The organism is Natronorubrum texcoconense, from assembly GCF_900100335.1.
Taxonomy (GTDB): domain Archaea; phylum Halobacteriota; class Halobacteria; order Halobacteriales; family Natrialbaceae; genus Natronorubrum; species Natronorubrum texcoconense.
Genome location: NZ_FNFE01000008.1, coordinates 83732 through 98236, shown reverse-complemented (window position 1 = coordinate 98236; position 14505 = coordinate 83732). Strand labels below are relative to the sequence as shown.

Below are 14505 nucleotides of genomic sequence, written 5' to 3'. Positions count from 1 at the left end.
CGGGAGCCACTTCGGGAACGCGAGGACGCTTATGTCTAAACACGAACTGACGCAAGCAGAACTGTTCGACGTCTTTAGTAACGCCCGGCGACGCCGCGCCGTCCAGTATCTCAAGCGACACGGAGGGAGCTGCGATCTCGCTCCGCTGGTCGAGCAGGTTGCCGCCTGGGAGAACGGTATCGATTCGGACGATGTCACGCGCACGCAGCGACGGCGCGTCTACATCTCCCTGTACCAGACCCATCTGCCGATGCTCGAGGAGCACGGCATCGTCGACTGGGATCCGGACGATCACGCCATCGATCTCCTTCCGGGCGACGATGTCTTCGAACCCTACCTCGATCATCGACTCGAGAATCAGCGCCCCTGGCATCGGCTTTACGCGTCGGTCACGGCGCTGGGCGTGATCGGGGTCGCGTTGTCGTGGCTCTCGATCGGTCCCCTGACGGCGACCGTCGCACCGGCGATCGCACTGGCCCTGTGTCTGCTCGTTCTCGCGGTTTCGGTCGCCCAACACGTCTCGCGGCGTCCCGAATTCGACCTTCAACTGGCGCTGTAACCGAGCGTGCCGTCTCGCTCTGGGTCGACCGAACGTTTCGCTCATCGAGAGCGGTATCTCCGGCTCGAAACCGGTTGCATCACCGACTCAGCTGTCTTGTAACCATCTCCGTTCGTGGTTCGGAGCGGCCGCTCTCACCGAACCGAAACTGTCGGACAAGACAACTTTCGGTCGATAGCGTTGATGACTGTGCGCGTGGGGGCGAACGCGACGCATCAGTTGCACGAGCGTCGATCTCGTTTCCGAGTTGATGCGCGAGTAGTATGGGTGTCTCGAGTCGGCTGTCGACGGAGCGATGCGGACGGGAACTGCCGCTCCCGTTGCCGTGTCCTCGACAATACAATTGGTGGCTCGGGTCGCGAGATTTCGTTGCTGTGTCGAATCGGGACAACTACGCCGCTGTTTCGGCTTGCGACGACTGTCCACCCGCTCCGCCTGGTAGCAACTGTCTACTGTCGGTACGGCTCGGCTTCGTCTCGAAGAGCGGTGGCCCGAAGGCGGCGGCGAACGTTACTCGACCGTCACCCAGAAGAAGGTGTCCTCGTCGGCGTTGTCGTTCGTCGGTTCGTCGGGCGCGTCACCCTCGTACATGAGGACGCTGATACGGACCGTCTCTCCCTCGCTCGCCGTCGGCGTAATCTCCAACTCGCCGGTCCCGGTCGTCCCGTCGTCGAGCGTCGTCTCGAGCTCGTCGAGTTCGGTCCGTTCGACGACCTCACCGTCCTCGATCACCTGCTCCTGGACGACGACCGTGTAGTCGGTCTCCTCGCCCTCCTGGTTGTCGATCGAGACGGTCACCGGAACCGACTCGCCCGGCTCGATCTCGCCGTCGATTCCCCCGGCGACCAGGTCGCCGTTGTCATCCTCGCTGTACAGTGCCAGTTCGCTGAACCCACCCGTCGAGACTGGGGCAAGAAACCCGATGAGAAGGGCCCCCACTGCCAACCCGATCGCGAGGACGAGCAACACGGACGAGACCGTCGCGACGGCGTTTTCGTCCCGCCGAAGTCTCGAGACCGACGCGAGCGGGGAGACGATGAATCGCTCCGGCTTCGGTGTTCGGAGCCGACGAACGGCGCCGAGCTGTGCCAGAACGACGGTGGCGACCACGAGTGCGGCCGCGATCGACCCGGTTGCGAGACCCCACTGCGTAAACGGCAGCGCGATCACGAGCGCGGGAACGATCGCGAGCGACACCGCCAACGACAGTCCGAGTCGTTCGACGACGTCGATTCCGCGAGGCCGCGTTTCGATGGACGCCGATGTCGTTTTCCGCGCGCTACGATCTCCCGCCGGAAAGAGCACCGAGATGAGCGCGTATCCCGGAAGGAACAACGCGAGTGGGAACGTCACGAACAGTCTGAGGACGCTTCCCTCCGGAAACCACGTGGCGACCCCGTACGCTAGTACTGCGGCGACTGAGACGACCGCGAGATCTACCGGATACTCCCGGACGACACCGAATCCCGTCTGTGTACTCGTTTCGTGGCTCATCGATCGACCACTGGACGTTGCTGGTCAGTCATTCGCCTGGCTCGAGCCGACACGAATATCATTCTCGAATCGTTGTCTCAAAGGACTCTCTATTGCTTTGTTATGCCCGGGTTACCGCGAAATCGGCCCCGTTCGGTATCGATGGAATGTCTGTCTTGCGCACGCTCTCGACACCCGTTTGCCGATCGACGATATCCGTCCCGATCGTCCTTCTAGAAGTCGACGTACTGTGCTTCCCACTCGCGACGTTCGTCGATTCGCTCTCGACCGTCGTCCGTAATCGCGTAGTAGTTCGTTCGCCTGTCGAGCTGTCCCTTCTCGACCAACTCCTTATTCACGAGCGTATCGAGGTTCGGATAGAGGCGACCGTGATTGATCTCCGAACTGTAGTACTTCTCGACTTCGTCCTTGACGGTCTGTCCTGAGGGCTGATCGGCACCTGCGATCACGTACAGGAGGTCGCGTTGGAAGCCGGTCAGATCGTGCATTGTTCAATCACAGTGACCATTCCACTGAATAGATATTTGTTATCCGTATCATACAGGAGTGTTAGAACTCCTTTCAAGACATGTTCGACGAACTAAAGTGAATGTTCTCAAGACAGTCTCGAGCACTACTATTCGAACCGATAGAGTCGCTCATTCGGATTGCACGTCCGACGCCGGTTCGTCAGTTCAGTCCGGATCGCATCAGTACTACCGCGATTCGGAACGCGTCAGTCTTCGATCTCCGACACCGAGACGTCGATCCCGTCCCCACCGATCTGGACCTGCAGCGTCTCGATCGTCGCCTCGTACGCCGTCGTGTGCGAGCCGTCGTCGTCGAACCGAACGCACTCCGAGAGGAGATCGCTCTCGAGGAGGTTGTTGATTCGTCGGTACACCGTCGCCGACGAGCTGTCCGTTCGGTTGGTCAGTTCCTTCGCCGTCTTCGGTCCGTCACTCGTTGCGACGAGGATCGTTCGCGCACACTCGTCCCCGAGGACGTCGAGTTGGGCGGACGGTTCTGGCGTCGGTTCGGATCGCGTATTACTCGCTTGCATTGACATCGTCGAAATCACTCAGTTGTGGCGGGTTGGAGCCGTTCACTCTCACGAGCGGGGGATCGAGACGGACCGACCGGGAGTACGGTCCATCCCCATCACGGGCACCAGTATGTTCCAGCACGACGATGAGTAAGCGATAGTGGTATTTTATAACGATGTACCTTATATCTCGAAACAAGATCATTCTTTAGCGAAACTCCTAATTTCTATCTGGAAATGGGAGCTTTCGGACGGTATGGGATAGGTCAATCCGCTGTTTGCCCGTCAAATGCAAGGCAAGCCATCTAAACTCGGTGTGGAAACCGTCTTGTCGAACTGTCGTCATTCGGTGACACACCGCTGTTATCGCAGGGTACAGGGCGGAAACCCTGTATTTCGCGGTTCTCACGGCCGTGCGTCGGGTGAACGGTCGGCGTCCTTTATCCACGTTTGCTCCCCTCGATAGAAGTGATGCCCGGACGACTCCGGCGATGTACCGGTGTCTGTGCCATCGCTGGTCGGTCTCGACGACCGATCGACGTCGGTGACCGACGCCCACTCGCCTCGTCCGAGTACCCCCCCATCCAACCATGAAATCCACCCAACAAGATTGGAAGCCCATGGAATCGTCGACCGCAGGCGCACGATGTCGCAACTGTGGCACCCATGTAACCCAACAGTTCGCACGCGTCTTCGGTGACAACGGAGATATCGTCCACGGCTGTCCGGCCTGTACGACCTATCGCGAGATGCAGTCCGGTAACCATCTGCCGGGTAAGTGAGGGCGACACGATTTTGCGGTCCGATTTCGTCGCGTGACACCCCGATTCGGTGAGTACGAGCGACCGTCCACCGAACGCCACCGATTCCTTCCCAGACCGAAACTGATACTGATTCGTGTTCTCGGCCAGTTCGTCCGCACCGCGCTGGCGAAACGGTCTCGTCAGCGACACCGCCGACCGCCTCGTCGATACGTCGAGAGACGCCTGTGTATCCCAAACTTACTGCTATTCTGGTCGTGCTGGCCGCGTCAGCGGCAGGTCAGGTGGGATCTAGTCTGCAAAAGTTAAAGTTAGTGGTCTGCGAAACGACGATGCGTATGGTAACTGGTGGTGGACTGCTCGTCGACAATATGCGCTCTTCCTGATCGATGTCTGTCCAGACCAATCGTTCCGAGTCACTCGCCGAAAGTGAAGTGTTCCACATCCTCGGGAACGACAGACGGCGGGCTATCGTCCAACTCCTCGCCGAGGAGGCCGGACAGGTCGACGTCTCCGACATCGCATCGGAGATTGCTGCCAACGAAACCGACACCACACCTGTTCCGAACAATCTGTACAAAAGCGTCTACGTCTCCCTCCAGCAGACGCATCTGCCACAGCTCCAGGAGGACGCCGTTATCGAGTACGATTCCGACGCGAAGACGATCCAGCGGGGTCCGAACTTCGACGACGTCCTGCAGTACATCGACGGGCACGGGGAGACCGAGTCGACGGCGCTTCGGTTTCACTTCGCCGTCTGTCTCCTCGGCCTCGCCGTGATCGCGTTCGCCGGACTCGGGATTCCGCTGCTTTCGAGCGTCGATCCCGTTCTCTCGAGCGTCGTCGTGCTGTTGGCCGTTGCTGCGAGCAGCCTGTATCGGCTGCTCGCGTGACGCCACTATCGGCTGTTTTGTGACGCCACTATCGGCTGTTTTGTGACGCCACTATCGTCTTATCGGCTGTTTTGTGACGCTGCTGTCGGTGAGTGACTTTTGCGAACGCGTTTCGGTCTGCGGTTCGATAGCGTCGAGAAAAGCGGCTATTCGACGGGGTGATTCGACGAGCTGTGCCTAGAGCGCGCTTGCGATAGCGGGCTGGGTGTCAGCACCGTCGTCGTCGGCAGCATCGTCGTAGTCGTCGGAATGCTCAGCCGATTCGTCGTCGATTGGGTGGTGTGGTAGCTCACCGAGGTCACCGACGAACACGAAGACGGACGCGTGTTCGATCACGACGTCGTACTCGTCGTGGTCGGCTGCATCGTGTGCGTCGTCAACTGAATCCGCTTCGACGCCGTCCGTTCCGTTGTCGGCGTCGTGGTGGTGTTCGCCGTCAGCGTGGTGGTGACCGCTGTCGGCGTCGTGATGGTGGTCGTCACCGTGGTGATCGTAGATCGGCACGATCGTCACCGTCTCGATAGTGACGTTGAGTTCGATATCGGTGAACGTGTAGCCGAGTTCGTCGAGATCGTACGTCTCGTTCGCACCGTCGCGAGCCGTATCGTCACCGGCAGCCGCATCGGTCTCGGCTGCGTCGCCGTCGATTGCAGCGCCCTCGAGACCGTCGTCAACCTCGACATCGTTCGCGTCGACGTCGACGTGGTGCCCGTCGGCTGGCTTGTCGTGCGGTAGTTCATCGAAGAACACGAAGATCGTCACCTCTTCGATGAGAACGTCGATGGTGTCGTCATCGACCGGTTCGGGTTCCTCTTCAACTGGTTCTTCCTCCACCGGTTCCTTCTCTACGGGCTCCTCGTCACCGTCTACAGGCTCCTCATCAGCGTCTTCGACCTCTTCGTCAACCGGTTCCTCGTCGCCGTCTGCAACCTCTTCGTCAGCCGGCTCCTCCGCTACTGGTTCTTCTTCGACTGCGTCAGGCTCTTCTTCGGGTGGCTCGTCGTCAGCATCGTCAGGGGCCACGTCGGCTGGCTCCTCCTCAACCGGTTCCTCGTCGACATCTACAACCTCTTCGTCAACCGGCTCCTCCGCTACTGGCTCTTCTTCGACCGCTTCAGGGGTTTCTTCGGGCGTTTCCTCCGATTCCGCGTCGACGGTGACGACGGCTTCGTCGGTCACCGGTTCGTCGTCAGCAGTGAGGTACGGACCGTCTTCCGCGCCGTCGGTCTCTACGAAGTCGTACTCCTCGTTGTCGTTCGTGTCGAAGTGCGGCATCGCGATGAGCGTCTCGTCCTCTTCGAGCGGCTCGTCGAGGGTCACTTCGACGTTCTCGTGTGTCCCCTCGTCGAGGTGCTCGGAGACGCCGATGACGCTGTCGAAGACGTTGCCCGCGAGCAGGCTGCTGTCGTGAATCACGACGAAGCCGCCGTCATCGACCGTTACCTCGTCGACGACGACCGTGTCGTTTTCGAGTTCCTGATCGGTGAACGTCACGGTCGCCTCGGCGTCCTCAGGTGGATCCACCTCCTCGTCAGCGTCGTCGGGATCCGTGTCATCTCCGTCCTCGCCCACGTCTGAATCGTTGTACTCGTCCTCGTCGTGCTCGTCGAGGGTCGCGGCCGGCGCCGCACCCGCGACCATCGCCCCGCTCGAGCACACCATCATCAAGGCGGTGAGTACTACGAGTAGCTGATTGCGTGTAGTCATGTCTGTCTGCCGTAAGGCACCGGCTAATGGCTATTAGCCCGCATAAACCGCCACAACCATTGCGGCCGGAAATCGCATCCTACGGCCGGTAGGGTTCGCTTCAGGCAGTGCTTCGCACCACGAAAGCAATAATTGCTGATACGTTTGCGACGGCTGCCAGCGGTGGCCGTCACTCGCTTTTCGGTTTCTCCGGTGACTGTGAGGCCGTCGGCTCGTGACCCGGGAGACAGACCAGGTTCTCCCGCCCCAGACGAAGTTTCGTGACTCGGCCTTCCTCCTCGAGTTCGGCGAGCAGTCGACTGACCTTCGCTTTCGACCAGTCGACGGAGTCGACGATTCTCGATTGCTTCATCCGACCGCCGTTCTCGCGGACGAGTTGTTGGACTCTCTCTCGGTCGGTCAGGAACTCCTCGCTCCGTGGCTCCGACTCGGCGACGAGCGTATCCCGCTCGTCAAATCGGTTACGGGCGGCGAGGACGCCACCGAGGAGCGCGAGTGCCAGAATGCCGACCAGCGCTGCGAGGTGTGGGCTCCACCCGATCTGGGCCGGCTGGCCGTGGCTGGAGACGATAAGTGGGATGAATGTCTCGACGCTCGTGCCGGTGGGGACTGATGCGGTGCTGACCGTACTGAAAGCGGCGACCGCCGCGACGGAGGCTCGGAACTGAATGCTCATGTGGGCTGGGTGTGGCTGGTTTGACTCACGTTTCTCTATACCGTCGTGACCGCTCCTCAAAATGTTTTTTATCAATCATTTATTCGTACGATATCGTATCTCATGGGAGGTGATAGATCGTGCGCTCGAGCGAGTCACCGTCGATGATGCGCGCGCTCGTTTCCTGTCGCGATGTCGTGGACGGACGACAGTTAGATCGCGTACAGTTCGGGTTCGTGCACAGCAGCGCTGTACAGTCGTCGCCCCACACGATCCGCTCGCTCGAAACCCCGTGCCGATTGCGTCGGTTGTGTTCACTGGTGCTTCTCCACCACCGAAGCCGCCGCATTCACCGTGGGAGTTGGTGGCCGCGACGGCGATCACTCGGTGTTGCTCCGACGATACGTAGACCGAGGGTTCGAATAAACTCGGTCGGACGTTCGCAACGACTAGCTCGGATTCCGCTCGATTTAGTCGGTAAGTAAATACTTCCGTGAGTCTCTCGAAATCCGTTCAATTTATCGTTGCCAACGAGTCGGCCGTGGCGGCAGAGAGCGATTCTCTCAGTGGCACGTGGGCCGCGGCTGTCGTTGCTGTTGTGAATCAATCTGTTGCTGCCACCGTCAGTCGTGACCGTCGTCGTCGGTCGCCGAGTGCCAGTCCGTCGGCTCCCTCGAGTGGGGGCAACTGGACGCACGCCATCTCTGGAGCCGGTTCCGTCGAACTGCTGGGGGAGTTCGAGGACAGAAGTCGTTCTCTGCTGTCGCGTTACGGGCCGATGCCCTCCGGAGACGCAGATGAGGAGGGTGCTCGAGCGATCGTGAGCACGCGGTCCGGTGACCTGTGAGCGTGATGGCCCGTCACTGGCAGAATATCAGTTCATTGGCCGGCGTGTCCGTATTGATTCACTGAGGCCGATGGGACATTCGGCCGCAATTCGTCGCTCGCGAACGAGCGAACTGTTCGGTCACTTCGACGGCTACCAACTCCGAGTGATAGCTGCTACCGATCCCGGGTGGTGGCTGCTACCGATACGTCGTCCCTGTTTGCAGTCCAGACTGTGACGACGGTCCCGTTCGACTCGAGCGAGAAGCCACTCCCGGATCGAGGCTGAAGTCGAAGCGACGCTCCGGTCCGAGTTCGTCACGCGGTGCTCTCGTCACGGAAGCCGCGAGAACAGTGTTGTCGAGCGCCCGATTCCTCAGTGACGTGGCTGGCCGTCGCTCGCGTTAGACGCCCGGCACACCGACGGCGTCGAATCCGGTTACGCCGACGAGTGCGAGGACGTAGAGCACGATCAGGACGGAGAGCCAGGCGACGATCGTGATCGCGGCGGCATCGACCCAACCGCCCGGGTATCGGGCGTTGATGATCGCGAGGTAGGCGACGAAGACCAGGAGCGGTCCGAGCAGCGGGATCCAGCCGAAGAAGAACCCGACGACGCCCCAGATGATCGCCCCTAACAGGGCCGTGACGAGTGCGTACGTGTAATCTTCGGAGTCGACGATCACCTTTGCACCGGCGTAGATGCCGATAGCGCCGATGAGTAGGCTCACTACGAATACGACGAGACTTTCGATCATACATCCTCTTGAGGCCGCGGATACCGTTAGTTATCTTTCACCTACACTCATGAAAGCCGTGTTGTACGGCCTCAGGAGTCGGTTTTCGAGACACTCATCGGTTATTTGATCCCAACACGATATCGGCCGTGGCTCCGCCGTCACGGATCGGATCCCGATGGCTGTCGGCCTTCCCGTCGCTCCAAAACGAGTTTCGTCCCCCCTCACACAGCCGTCGTGCGATCGGACGGACGATCGCGCGGCTGTTAGCGACTGTTCGTCGCCGACTCGAGGAGGGTCTCGGTGTCGTCGTCGACCGGTGCGAGCCGCGTTCCGTCGACGAGCGATTGAATCCCGCACTCGAGGCCTACTCGCGGCTCGAACCCGAGCGTGCGTTTTGCCCTGGTGACGTCCGCCCCGCTGTGTCTGATATCTCCAGGGCGAGGGTCGCGATGGACGATCGACGACGACGAGTCGGTCGCGTCTCGAATCGTCTCGGCTAACTCCTCGATCGAGATTCGGGTCCCCGTCCCGATGTTGTACGCTTCGCCGACGTCGTCGGTGGTCGCCGCGTAGAGGTTCGCCCGGACGATATCGCTTACGTGAACGAAATCGCGGGTCTGCTCGCCGTCGCCCTCGATCGTGATCGGGTCGTCCGCACGCGCCTGCTCGAGAAACGTCGAGATGACGCCGCTGTAGGGCCCCTGCTGGCGTGGTCCGTAGGCGTTGAAGTACCGCAGGGCCACCGTCTCGAGACCGTACAGGTCTTCGTAGAGTCGGGTGTACTGATCGAGCGCGAGCTTTTGAATGCCGTACGGCGACGACGGTTCGGTCGACGCCGTCTCCGAAACCGGGAGTTCGTCTGGATGGCCGTAAACCGCCGCACTCGAGGCGACGATTACCCGTGCGTCCTCCTGGCGGGCTTGCTCTAAGACGAGCAAACTCGCGTCGAGATTCGTCTCGTTGCTCTGGCGGGGGGCGTCGACGCTTTGGGAGACGCTGACGACGGCGGCGTGGTGGAAGATGATGTCGACGCCGCGGGCCGCCTGCTGCAGGGCGATCGGATCGCGGATATCTCCCTCGACGATCGTTACGTCCTCGGGAAGGTTCGTCCGGTCGCCCGACGAGAAGTTGTCGAGTACCCGGACCTCGTTGTGCGGGGCCAGGGCCTCGACGAGGTGACTGCCGATGAAGCCCGCCCCACCGGTCACGAGCACCGTCTTGTCACGAATCGCTGGCGAATCCATCTACTTTCCGTCCCATCTCCCCGCCGTTTAGTATAGCACTCGTACCCCATCGTATTCGGTGCCTACACGGGCTAGTTCACCACTAAGACAGGCTCGTTTAACGGTCCCACAGGCGAGCAGCGCTGCCCCCCCACCGATTCGGATCGGTCGCGCCGACTCGAGCGATTGGCAAACTCGGGAAGACAAGCCGCGATCTGATCGCCCAACAGAAGCTATATGCGCCGCGCTCGGCAACTCCCGGCAATGATCGTCGACCTCGTCGTACGCAACTGTACCGTGGTGACTCCCGCCGGGCGGACGCCGAACTCGGGCGTCGCCGTCGAGGACGGTGAGATCGTCGCCGTCGGTCGGAGCGACCGTCTGCCCGACGCGGATCGCGTCGTCGACGGCGACGGACACGTCCTCGTGCCGGGGATCGTCGACTGCCACATACACAACCGCGAACCCGGCCTCGAGTACAAGGAAGACTGGGAGTCCGCGACGCGGGCGGCAGCCGCCGGCGGCGTGACGACCGTCGTCGGGATGCCCAACACGGACCCCGTCATCGACCGTCCCGAGCACCTCGAGTTGAAGTTCGAGCGCGGCGAGGCCTCTGCACACGTCGACTTCCAGAGCTACGTCGTCGTCACGAGCGAAAATATCGATCTGATCCCGGCCATCGACGATGCCGGTGCGCTCGGCTACAAGATTTTCCTCGGCTCGACGGTGGGGGACGTCCCGCCGCCGAACGACGGTGAAATCCTCGAGGCCATGGAGAAGATTCGGGAGACGGGCAAGCGCCTCGGCTTCCACGAGGAAAACGGGGAGATCATCGACCACTACACGGAAAAGTTCCAGGCCGAAGGGCGGAACGAACCGATCGATCACTCCCACTCCCGACCCGTGATCGCCGAGCGCGAGGCCGTCGAACGGATGATCACATTCGCCGAGGAGACCGGCGCGAAGATCCACATGTACCACGTCTCTTCCGGCTCGGCAGCCGAGGCCGTCGCTCGCGGGAAAGACCGCGGGGTGGACGTGACCGCCGAGACGACCCCCCACTACCTCTGGTTCACCGAGGACGTTATGCGTGAGAAGGGGAATCCAGCGCGGATCCAGCCGCCCATTCGGAACGCCGCGGAACGCGAGAAACTCTGGGAGGTCGGGATCGACGACGGTGCGATCGACTGTATCGCAACCGATCACGCACCTCACACGCCGGAGGAGAAGAAAGTCGACGATCCCTTCGGCAACACCTGGGAGGCCATTTCGGGGTTCGTCGGCCTCGAGACCGAAGTTCCGGTCATGCTCTCGTTCGTCGATCAGGGTCGCCTCACGCTCGAGGAGTGGGTCCGCCGGCACTCGACCCGACCGGCCCAGGTCTGGGGCATGTACCCCCAGAAGGGATCGTTACAGGTCGGCACCGACGCCGACTTTACGATCGTCGATCCCGAGCGGGAGTGGACGCTCGAGGATAGCAACGAGCTCCACTCGAAGAATTGCGTCACGCCGTTCGTGGGCGAGTCGTTCACCGGAAACGTGGTGTCGACGGTCGTCCGCGGCGAGGTCGTCTACGAGGACGGCGACGTGGTCGGCGAATCGGGTTACGGAACGCGTGTCGACGTCGACTGAGAACTACGGCTTCGTTCCCGTTTGATCGATCGTTCTGCCGAACACCTACTCGATATCGTTTGTCGATGATTTTCACTTTCTGAAAGCGACGGTGGATTTATATTCGCACCTGGTGCCACCGGAATCGATGAGGATCACGAACGATGACAGATGCCGACTCCGAGACGGACGAATCCCGTGAGGTGGATAGGACGGAACAGCTTCGGTCGGTCTACCTCTCCGTGACCGACGGCGACGCGGAACCCGTCGTCGAATCCCAGCAGGAGGACTCCGGCAGTCGTGAGATTCGCGAGGACCGTACGGACGAAACCGTCGGTCCTGCGGAAATGCACGGACTCGACGACGCGATCGACGACCCCGAACCGGCGGACTGATCGACGGTGTCGTGCGGACGACCCCTACTGATGGTTCCTAGACGCGGCCCTAGTCGAGGCCCGCCCCCACGGCCTCCTCGACCGAGGCGAACCCGTCCCGCTCGAGTAGCTGTACCAGCCCTCGATTGATCCGTTTCGCCGTCGACGGCCCCTCGTAGACGAATCCGGTGTACAGCTGGACGAGCGAGGCGCCGGCCAGAATCTTCTCGTAGGCGCTGCCCGGCGAGTCGACGCCACCGACGCCGACGATCGGGAGATCGCCGTCCGTGTACTCGGCGACCGTCCGAATCACGTCCGTCGATCGGTCCTGGAGCGGATTGCCGCTGAGGCCACCCCACTCCTCCCGGTTCGGTGACTCGAGCCCCTCGCGACTCGTGGAGGTGTTCGTCGCGACGATACCGTCGAGATCGAACTCCTGGACGATGTCGACGAGATCGAGTACGGACGCCTCGGGCTCGTCGGGACCGATCTTGACCAGCATCGGCACGTCCGCGTCGTTTTCGTCCTCGAGCGTCTCGAAGATCTCTCGCAGGTGGTCGGGGGAGGCCTCGTCGAACTCGTCGGGCGTGTTCGGACAGGAGACGTTGACGACGACGTAGTCGGCGAACGGCGAGAGCCGATCGAAGACGCGTCGGTAATCTTCGATCGCCTCCCGTTCGTTCGAGGAGTTCATCTTGCCGATGTTCACGCCGAGCGGGAAGCCGGGCGTGCCGTCGCGCTCGAGTCGCGACTTCACGCGCTCCATCCCCTGCCCGTTGAATCCCATCCGGTTGACCATCGCCTCGTCTTCTTGCAGACGGAACAGCCGCGGTCGCTCGTTCCCAGACTGGGGGTACGGCGTCACGGTGCCGATCTCGACGAAGCCGAAGCCGAGCGCCTCGAGGGCGTGGGTCACTTCGGCGTTCTTGTCGAACCCCGCGGCGACGCCGACGGGGTTCGGAAACGTGGTGTCGAACAGGTCGACCTCGAGGGCCGGATGCTCGTACTGATATGCAGCTGAGATGGCCGTTCGCGTGGGCCACGTCGACTGGGCCGTCCGGAGCGTCCGCTTGCCGAGGTCGTGGGCCGTCTCGGCTGGAAGTTTGAACGCGAGGGGACGAACCCGCGAGTACAGCGTCATTAGCAACCGTTCCGAACGGCTGCTACCTAAACGTCTCGAAGGCTTCGAAGGGCTGGCCGGTCTCGGTACGGGTTCGGATACGATGTCGACGCAATTACGGCACGGTCTCGGTCGTCGGTCCGTGGGTGAGCTAGAGCCGCTCGAGCAGCGTCCTCACGTCCGATACCGTTCGAAGCGAGTCGAGCGACTCTACGGCGCCGTCGACGTCGACGGTCCCCGGCGCGCGCTCGGCGCACATCCGGAACTTCTCGTGGAGTTCGTCGTCCGAGAGCGGCTCGTCGTGCGTGCCCGGCGGTCGCCGCTGAGTGCGTTCGTACGTCTCGCCGTCGCGCGCCGTGATCTCGACGCGCGCCTCGTTCGAGTCGTACGGCAGTTCGTCGTCGACCGTCAGCCGCACCCGTTCGCGGACGAACTGCACTGCTGGTTCGTCGAGCTGCTCCGCGTCGAACGCGGCCAGATCGACGTGCTCCCGGGCGATGGCGCTCGCGATCAGAAACGGCATCGAGAACTTCGCCTCGAGTCCGGTGTCCGGATCGTCGTACTCGAGCGCGTCCGCGGCTCCCTGTGAGGCCGTCACGGCGACCTCGTCGATCGTTCCGGCCTCGAGACCGTGTGCGTCCGCCAGTTCGCTCGCGGCGTAGATCGCGGCGTGGGTGTAGTAACAGCAAGGGTACTTCTTGACGTCGATGCCGTCCTCGAGCAGCGACCACCGGGTTCCCAACGCCGGCAGTCGGCCGAAGTTCGGCCGTTCGTCGCCGCAGTACAGGTCGAAGAAGCCGCCCTCGCCGTCGACCGCGCTCGGATCCGCCGTCGCTCCCTCGGCCGCGAGCAGCGCCGCGGTCGTCCCCGAACGGGCCGCCTGTCCGGCGTGGATCGGCTTGGTCGTCGAGCCGAAGTTCCGCTTGAGTCCGGCCGGCATCGAGGCGGCGATCGCAAGCGCGTGCTCGGCGCGCTCGGGGGAGAGTTCGAGCAACCGGCTCACGGCCGCGGCGGCGCCGAAGACGCCGATCGTGGACGTCGCGTGCCAGCCGCCTTCGTAGTGACCGGGACTGATCGGTCGCGAGAGGTAGTTCTGAGTTTCGAATCCCGCGACGAAGGCCGTCAGCAGCTCGCTTCCGCTCGCACCTTCACGTTCGCCGACCGCCAGCAGGGCTGGAACCATCGGAACGCTCGGATGGCCGTCCATCGCGGCGAGCGCGACGTCGTCGAAATCGAGGGCGTGTCCCGCAGTCGCGTTCGCGAACACGGTATCCGCGAGGGGGAGGCTTTCGTCGCGTCCGAGTACGGTCGCCGTCCCGTCTCCGTCGCTCAGCGCGGCCGCGGCAATCTCACCGGCGTCGTCGCCCGCACCTGCCAGCGTCACGCCGACGGTGTCGAGAACCGCTCGCTCGGCCAGCCGGAGCGCGTCTTCGGGGACGTCTTCGCTCGAGAGCGATGCCACGAACGCCGCGAGATCCGCGGTCGTCCGCTCGGCCGCCGGGCTCGTACTCGTCATGCC

General features: G+C 62.2%; 14 protein-coding genes. 5 read left to right on the top strand and 9 right to left on the bottom strand.

Features of this window, described 5'->3' with window-relative positions:
* Positions 1–31: 31 nt before the first annotated feature.
* Positions 32–559: a DUF7344 domain-containing protein gene (locus BLT08_RS20010; protein ID WP_090311562.1), complete on the top strand. Its 528-nt coding sequence runs from the start codon at positions 32–34 to the stop codon at positions 557–559.
* Positions 560–1069: 510 nt separating this feature from the next.
* On the opposite strand, the gene BLT08_RS20005 is transcribed toward BLT08_RS20010, so the two are convergent.
* The 3 genes from BLT08_RS20005 to BLT08_RS19995 form a co-directional block, all read right to left on the bottom strand.
* Positions 1070–2053, bottom strand: coding sequence for a DUF1616 domain-containing protein (locus BLT08_RS20005; protein ID WP_090311561.1), 984 nt, complete (start codon positions 2051–2053; stop codon positions 1070–1072).
* A gap of 212 nt (positions 2054–2265) precedes the next feature.
* Entirely contained in the window at positions 2266–2541 is a 276-nt protein-coding gene (locus BLT08_RS20000; protein ID WP_006091066.1) for a PadR family transcriptional regulator, read from the bottom strand.
* A 227-nt stretch (positions 2542–2768) separates the two neighbouring features.
* Positions 2769–3101 carry a winged helix-turn-helix domain-containing protein gene (locus BLT08_RS19995; protein ID WP_090311559.1) on the bottom strand — a complete coding sequence of 111 codons (333 nt, stop codon included), beginning with the start codon at positions 3099–3101 and terminating at the stop codon, positions 2769–2771.
* Between the two features lie 596 nt (positions 3102–3697).
* On the opposite strand from BLT08_RS19995, the gene BLT08_RS23185 reads away from it, so the two are divergent.
* Together BLT08_RS23185 and BLT08_RS19990 are read left to right on the top strand one after the other, a co-directional pair.
* Positions 3698–3859 carry a DUF7563 family protein gene (locus BLT08_RS23185; protein WP_175529395.1) on the top strand — a complete coding sequence of 54 codons (162 nt, stop codon included), beginning with the start codon at positions 3698–3700 and terminating at the stop codon, positions 3857–3859.
* Positions 3860–4227: 368 nt separating this feature from the next.
* A complete protein-coding gene (locus BLT08_RS19990) occupies positions 4228–4731 on the top strand; it encodes a DUF7344 domain-containing protein (RefSeq protein WP_090311557.1) in 504 nt (167 codons plus the stop codon).
* A gap of 177 nt (positions 4732–4908) precedes the next feature.
* Here the strand turns inward: BLT08_RS19990 and BLT08_RS19985 are convergent, their stop codons facing one another.
* From BLT08_RS19985 to BLT08_RS19970, 4 genes are all read right to left on the bottom strand, one after another.
* Entirely contained in the window at positions 4909–6372 is a 1464-nt protein-coding gene (locus tag BLT08_RS19985) for a DUF7282 domain-containing protein (protein WP_090311555.1), read from the bottom strand.
* Positions 6373–6607: 235 nt separating this feature from the next.
* Positions 6608–7114: a helix-turn-helix transcriptional regulator gene (locus BLT08_RS19980; RefSeq protein WP_090311554.1), complete on the bottom strand. Its 507-nt coding sequence runs from the start codon at positions 7112–7114 to the stop codon at positions 6608–6610.
* A gap of 1208 nt (positions 7115–8322) precedes the next feature.
* The gene (locus tag BLT08_RS19975) at positions 8323–8676 is read right to left on the bottom strand and encodes a hypothetical protein (protein WP_090311552.1); all 354 of its coding nucleotides are present in this window, start codon (positions 8674–8676) and stop codon (positions 8323–8325) included.
* 245 nt (positions 8677–8921) lie between these two features.
* Positions 8922–9902, bottom strand: a complete 981-nt coding sequence (locus BLT08_RS19970) for an NAD-dependent epimerase/dehydratase family protein (protein WP_090311551.1) — start codon at positions 9900–9902, stop codon at positions 8922–8924.
* 243 nt (positions 9903–10145) lie between these two features.
* Here BLT08_RS19970 and allB point away from each other — a divergent pair, with 243 nt between their 5' ends.
* Together allB and BLT08_RS19960 are read left to right on the top strand one after the other, a co-directional pair.
* On the top strand, positions 10146–11513 hold the full coding sequence (gene allB / locus BLT08_RS19965) for an allantoinase AllB (protein WP_090311549.1): 1368 nt from the start codon (positions 10146–10148) through the stop codon (positions 11511–11513).
* A gap of 143 nt (positions 11514–11656) precedes the next feature.
* Positions 11657–11887 (top strand): hypothetical protein, encoded by a 231-nt coding sequence (locus BLT08_RS19960; RefSeq protein WP_090311548.1) that lies wholly within the window; start codon positions 11657–11659, stop codon positions 11885–11887.
* 49 nt (positions 11888–11936) lie between these two features.
* Here the strand turns inward: BLT08_RS19960 and BLT08_RS19955 are convergent, their stop codons facing one another.
* Together BLT08_RS19955 and BLT08_RS19950 are read right to left on the bottom strand one after the other, a co-directional pair.
* Positions 11937–13007 (bottom strand): quinone-dependent dihydroorotate dehydrogenase, encoded by a 1071-nt coding sequence (locus BLT08_RS19955; protein WP_090311546.1) that lies wholly within the window; start codon positions 13005–13007, stop codon positions 11937–11939.
* A 130-nt stretch (positions 13008–13137) separates the two neighbouring features.
* A complete protein-coding gene (locus BLT08_RS19950) occupies positions 13138–14502 on the bottom strand; it encodes an MmgE/PrpD family protein (protein WP_090311544.1) in 1365 nt (454 codons plus the stop codon).
* Positions 14503–14505: the final 3 nt, after the last annotated feature.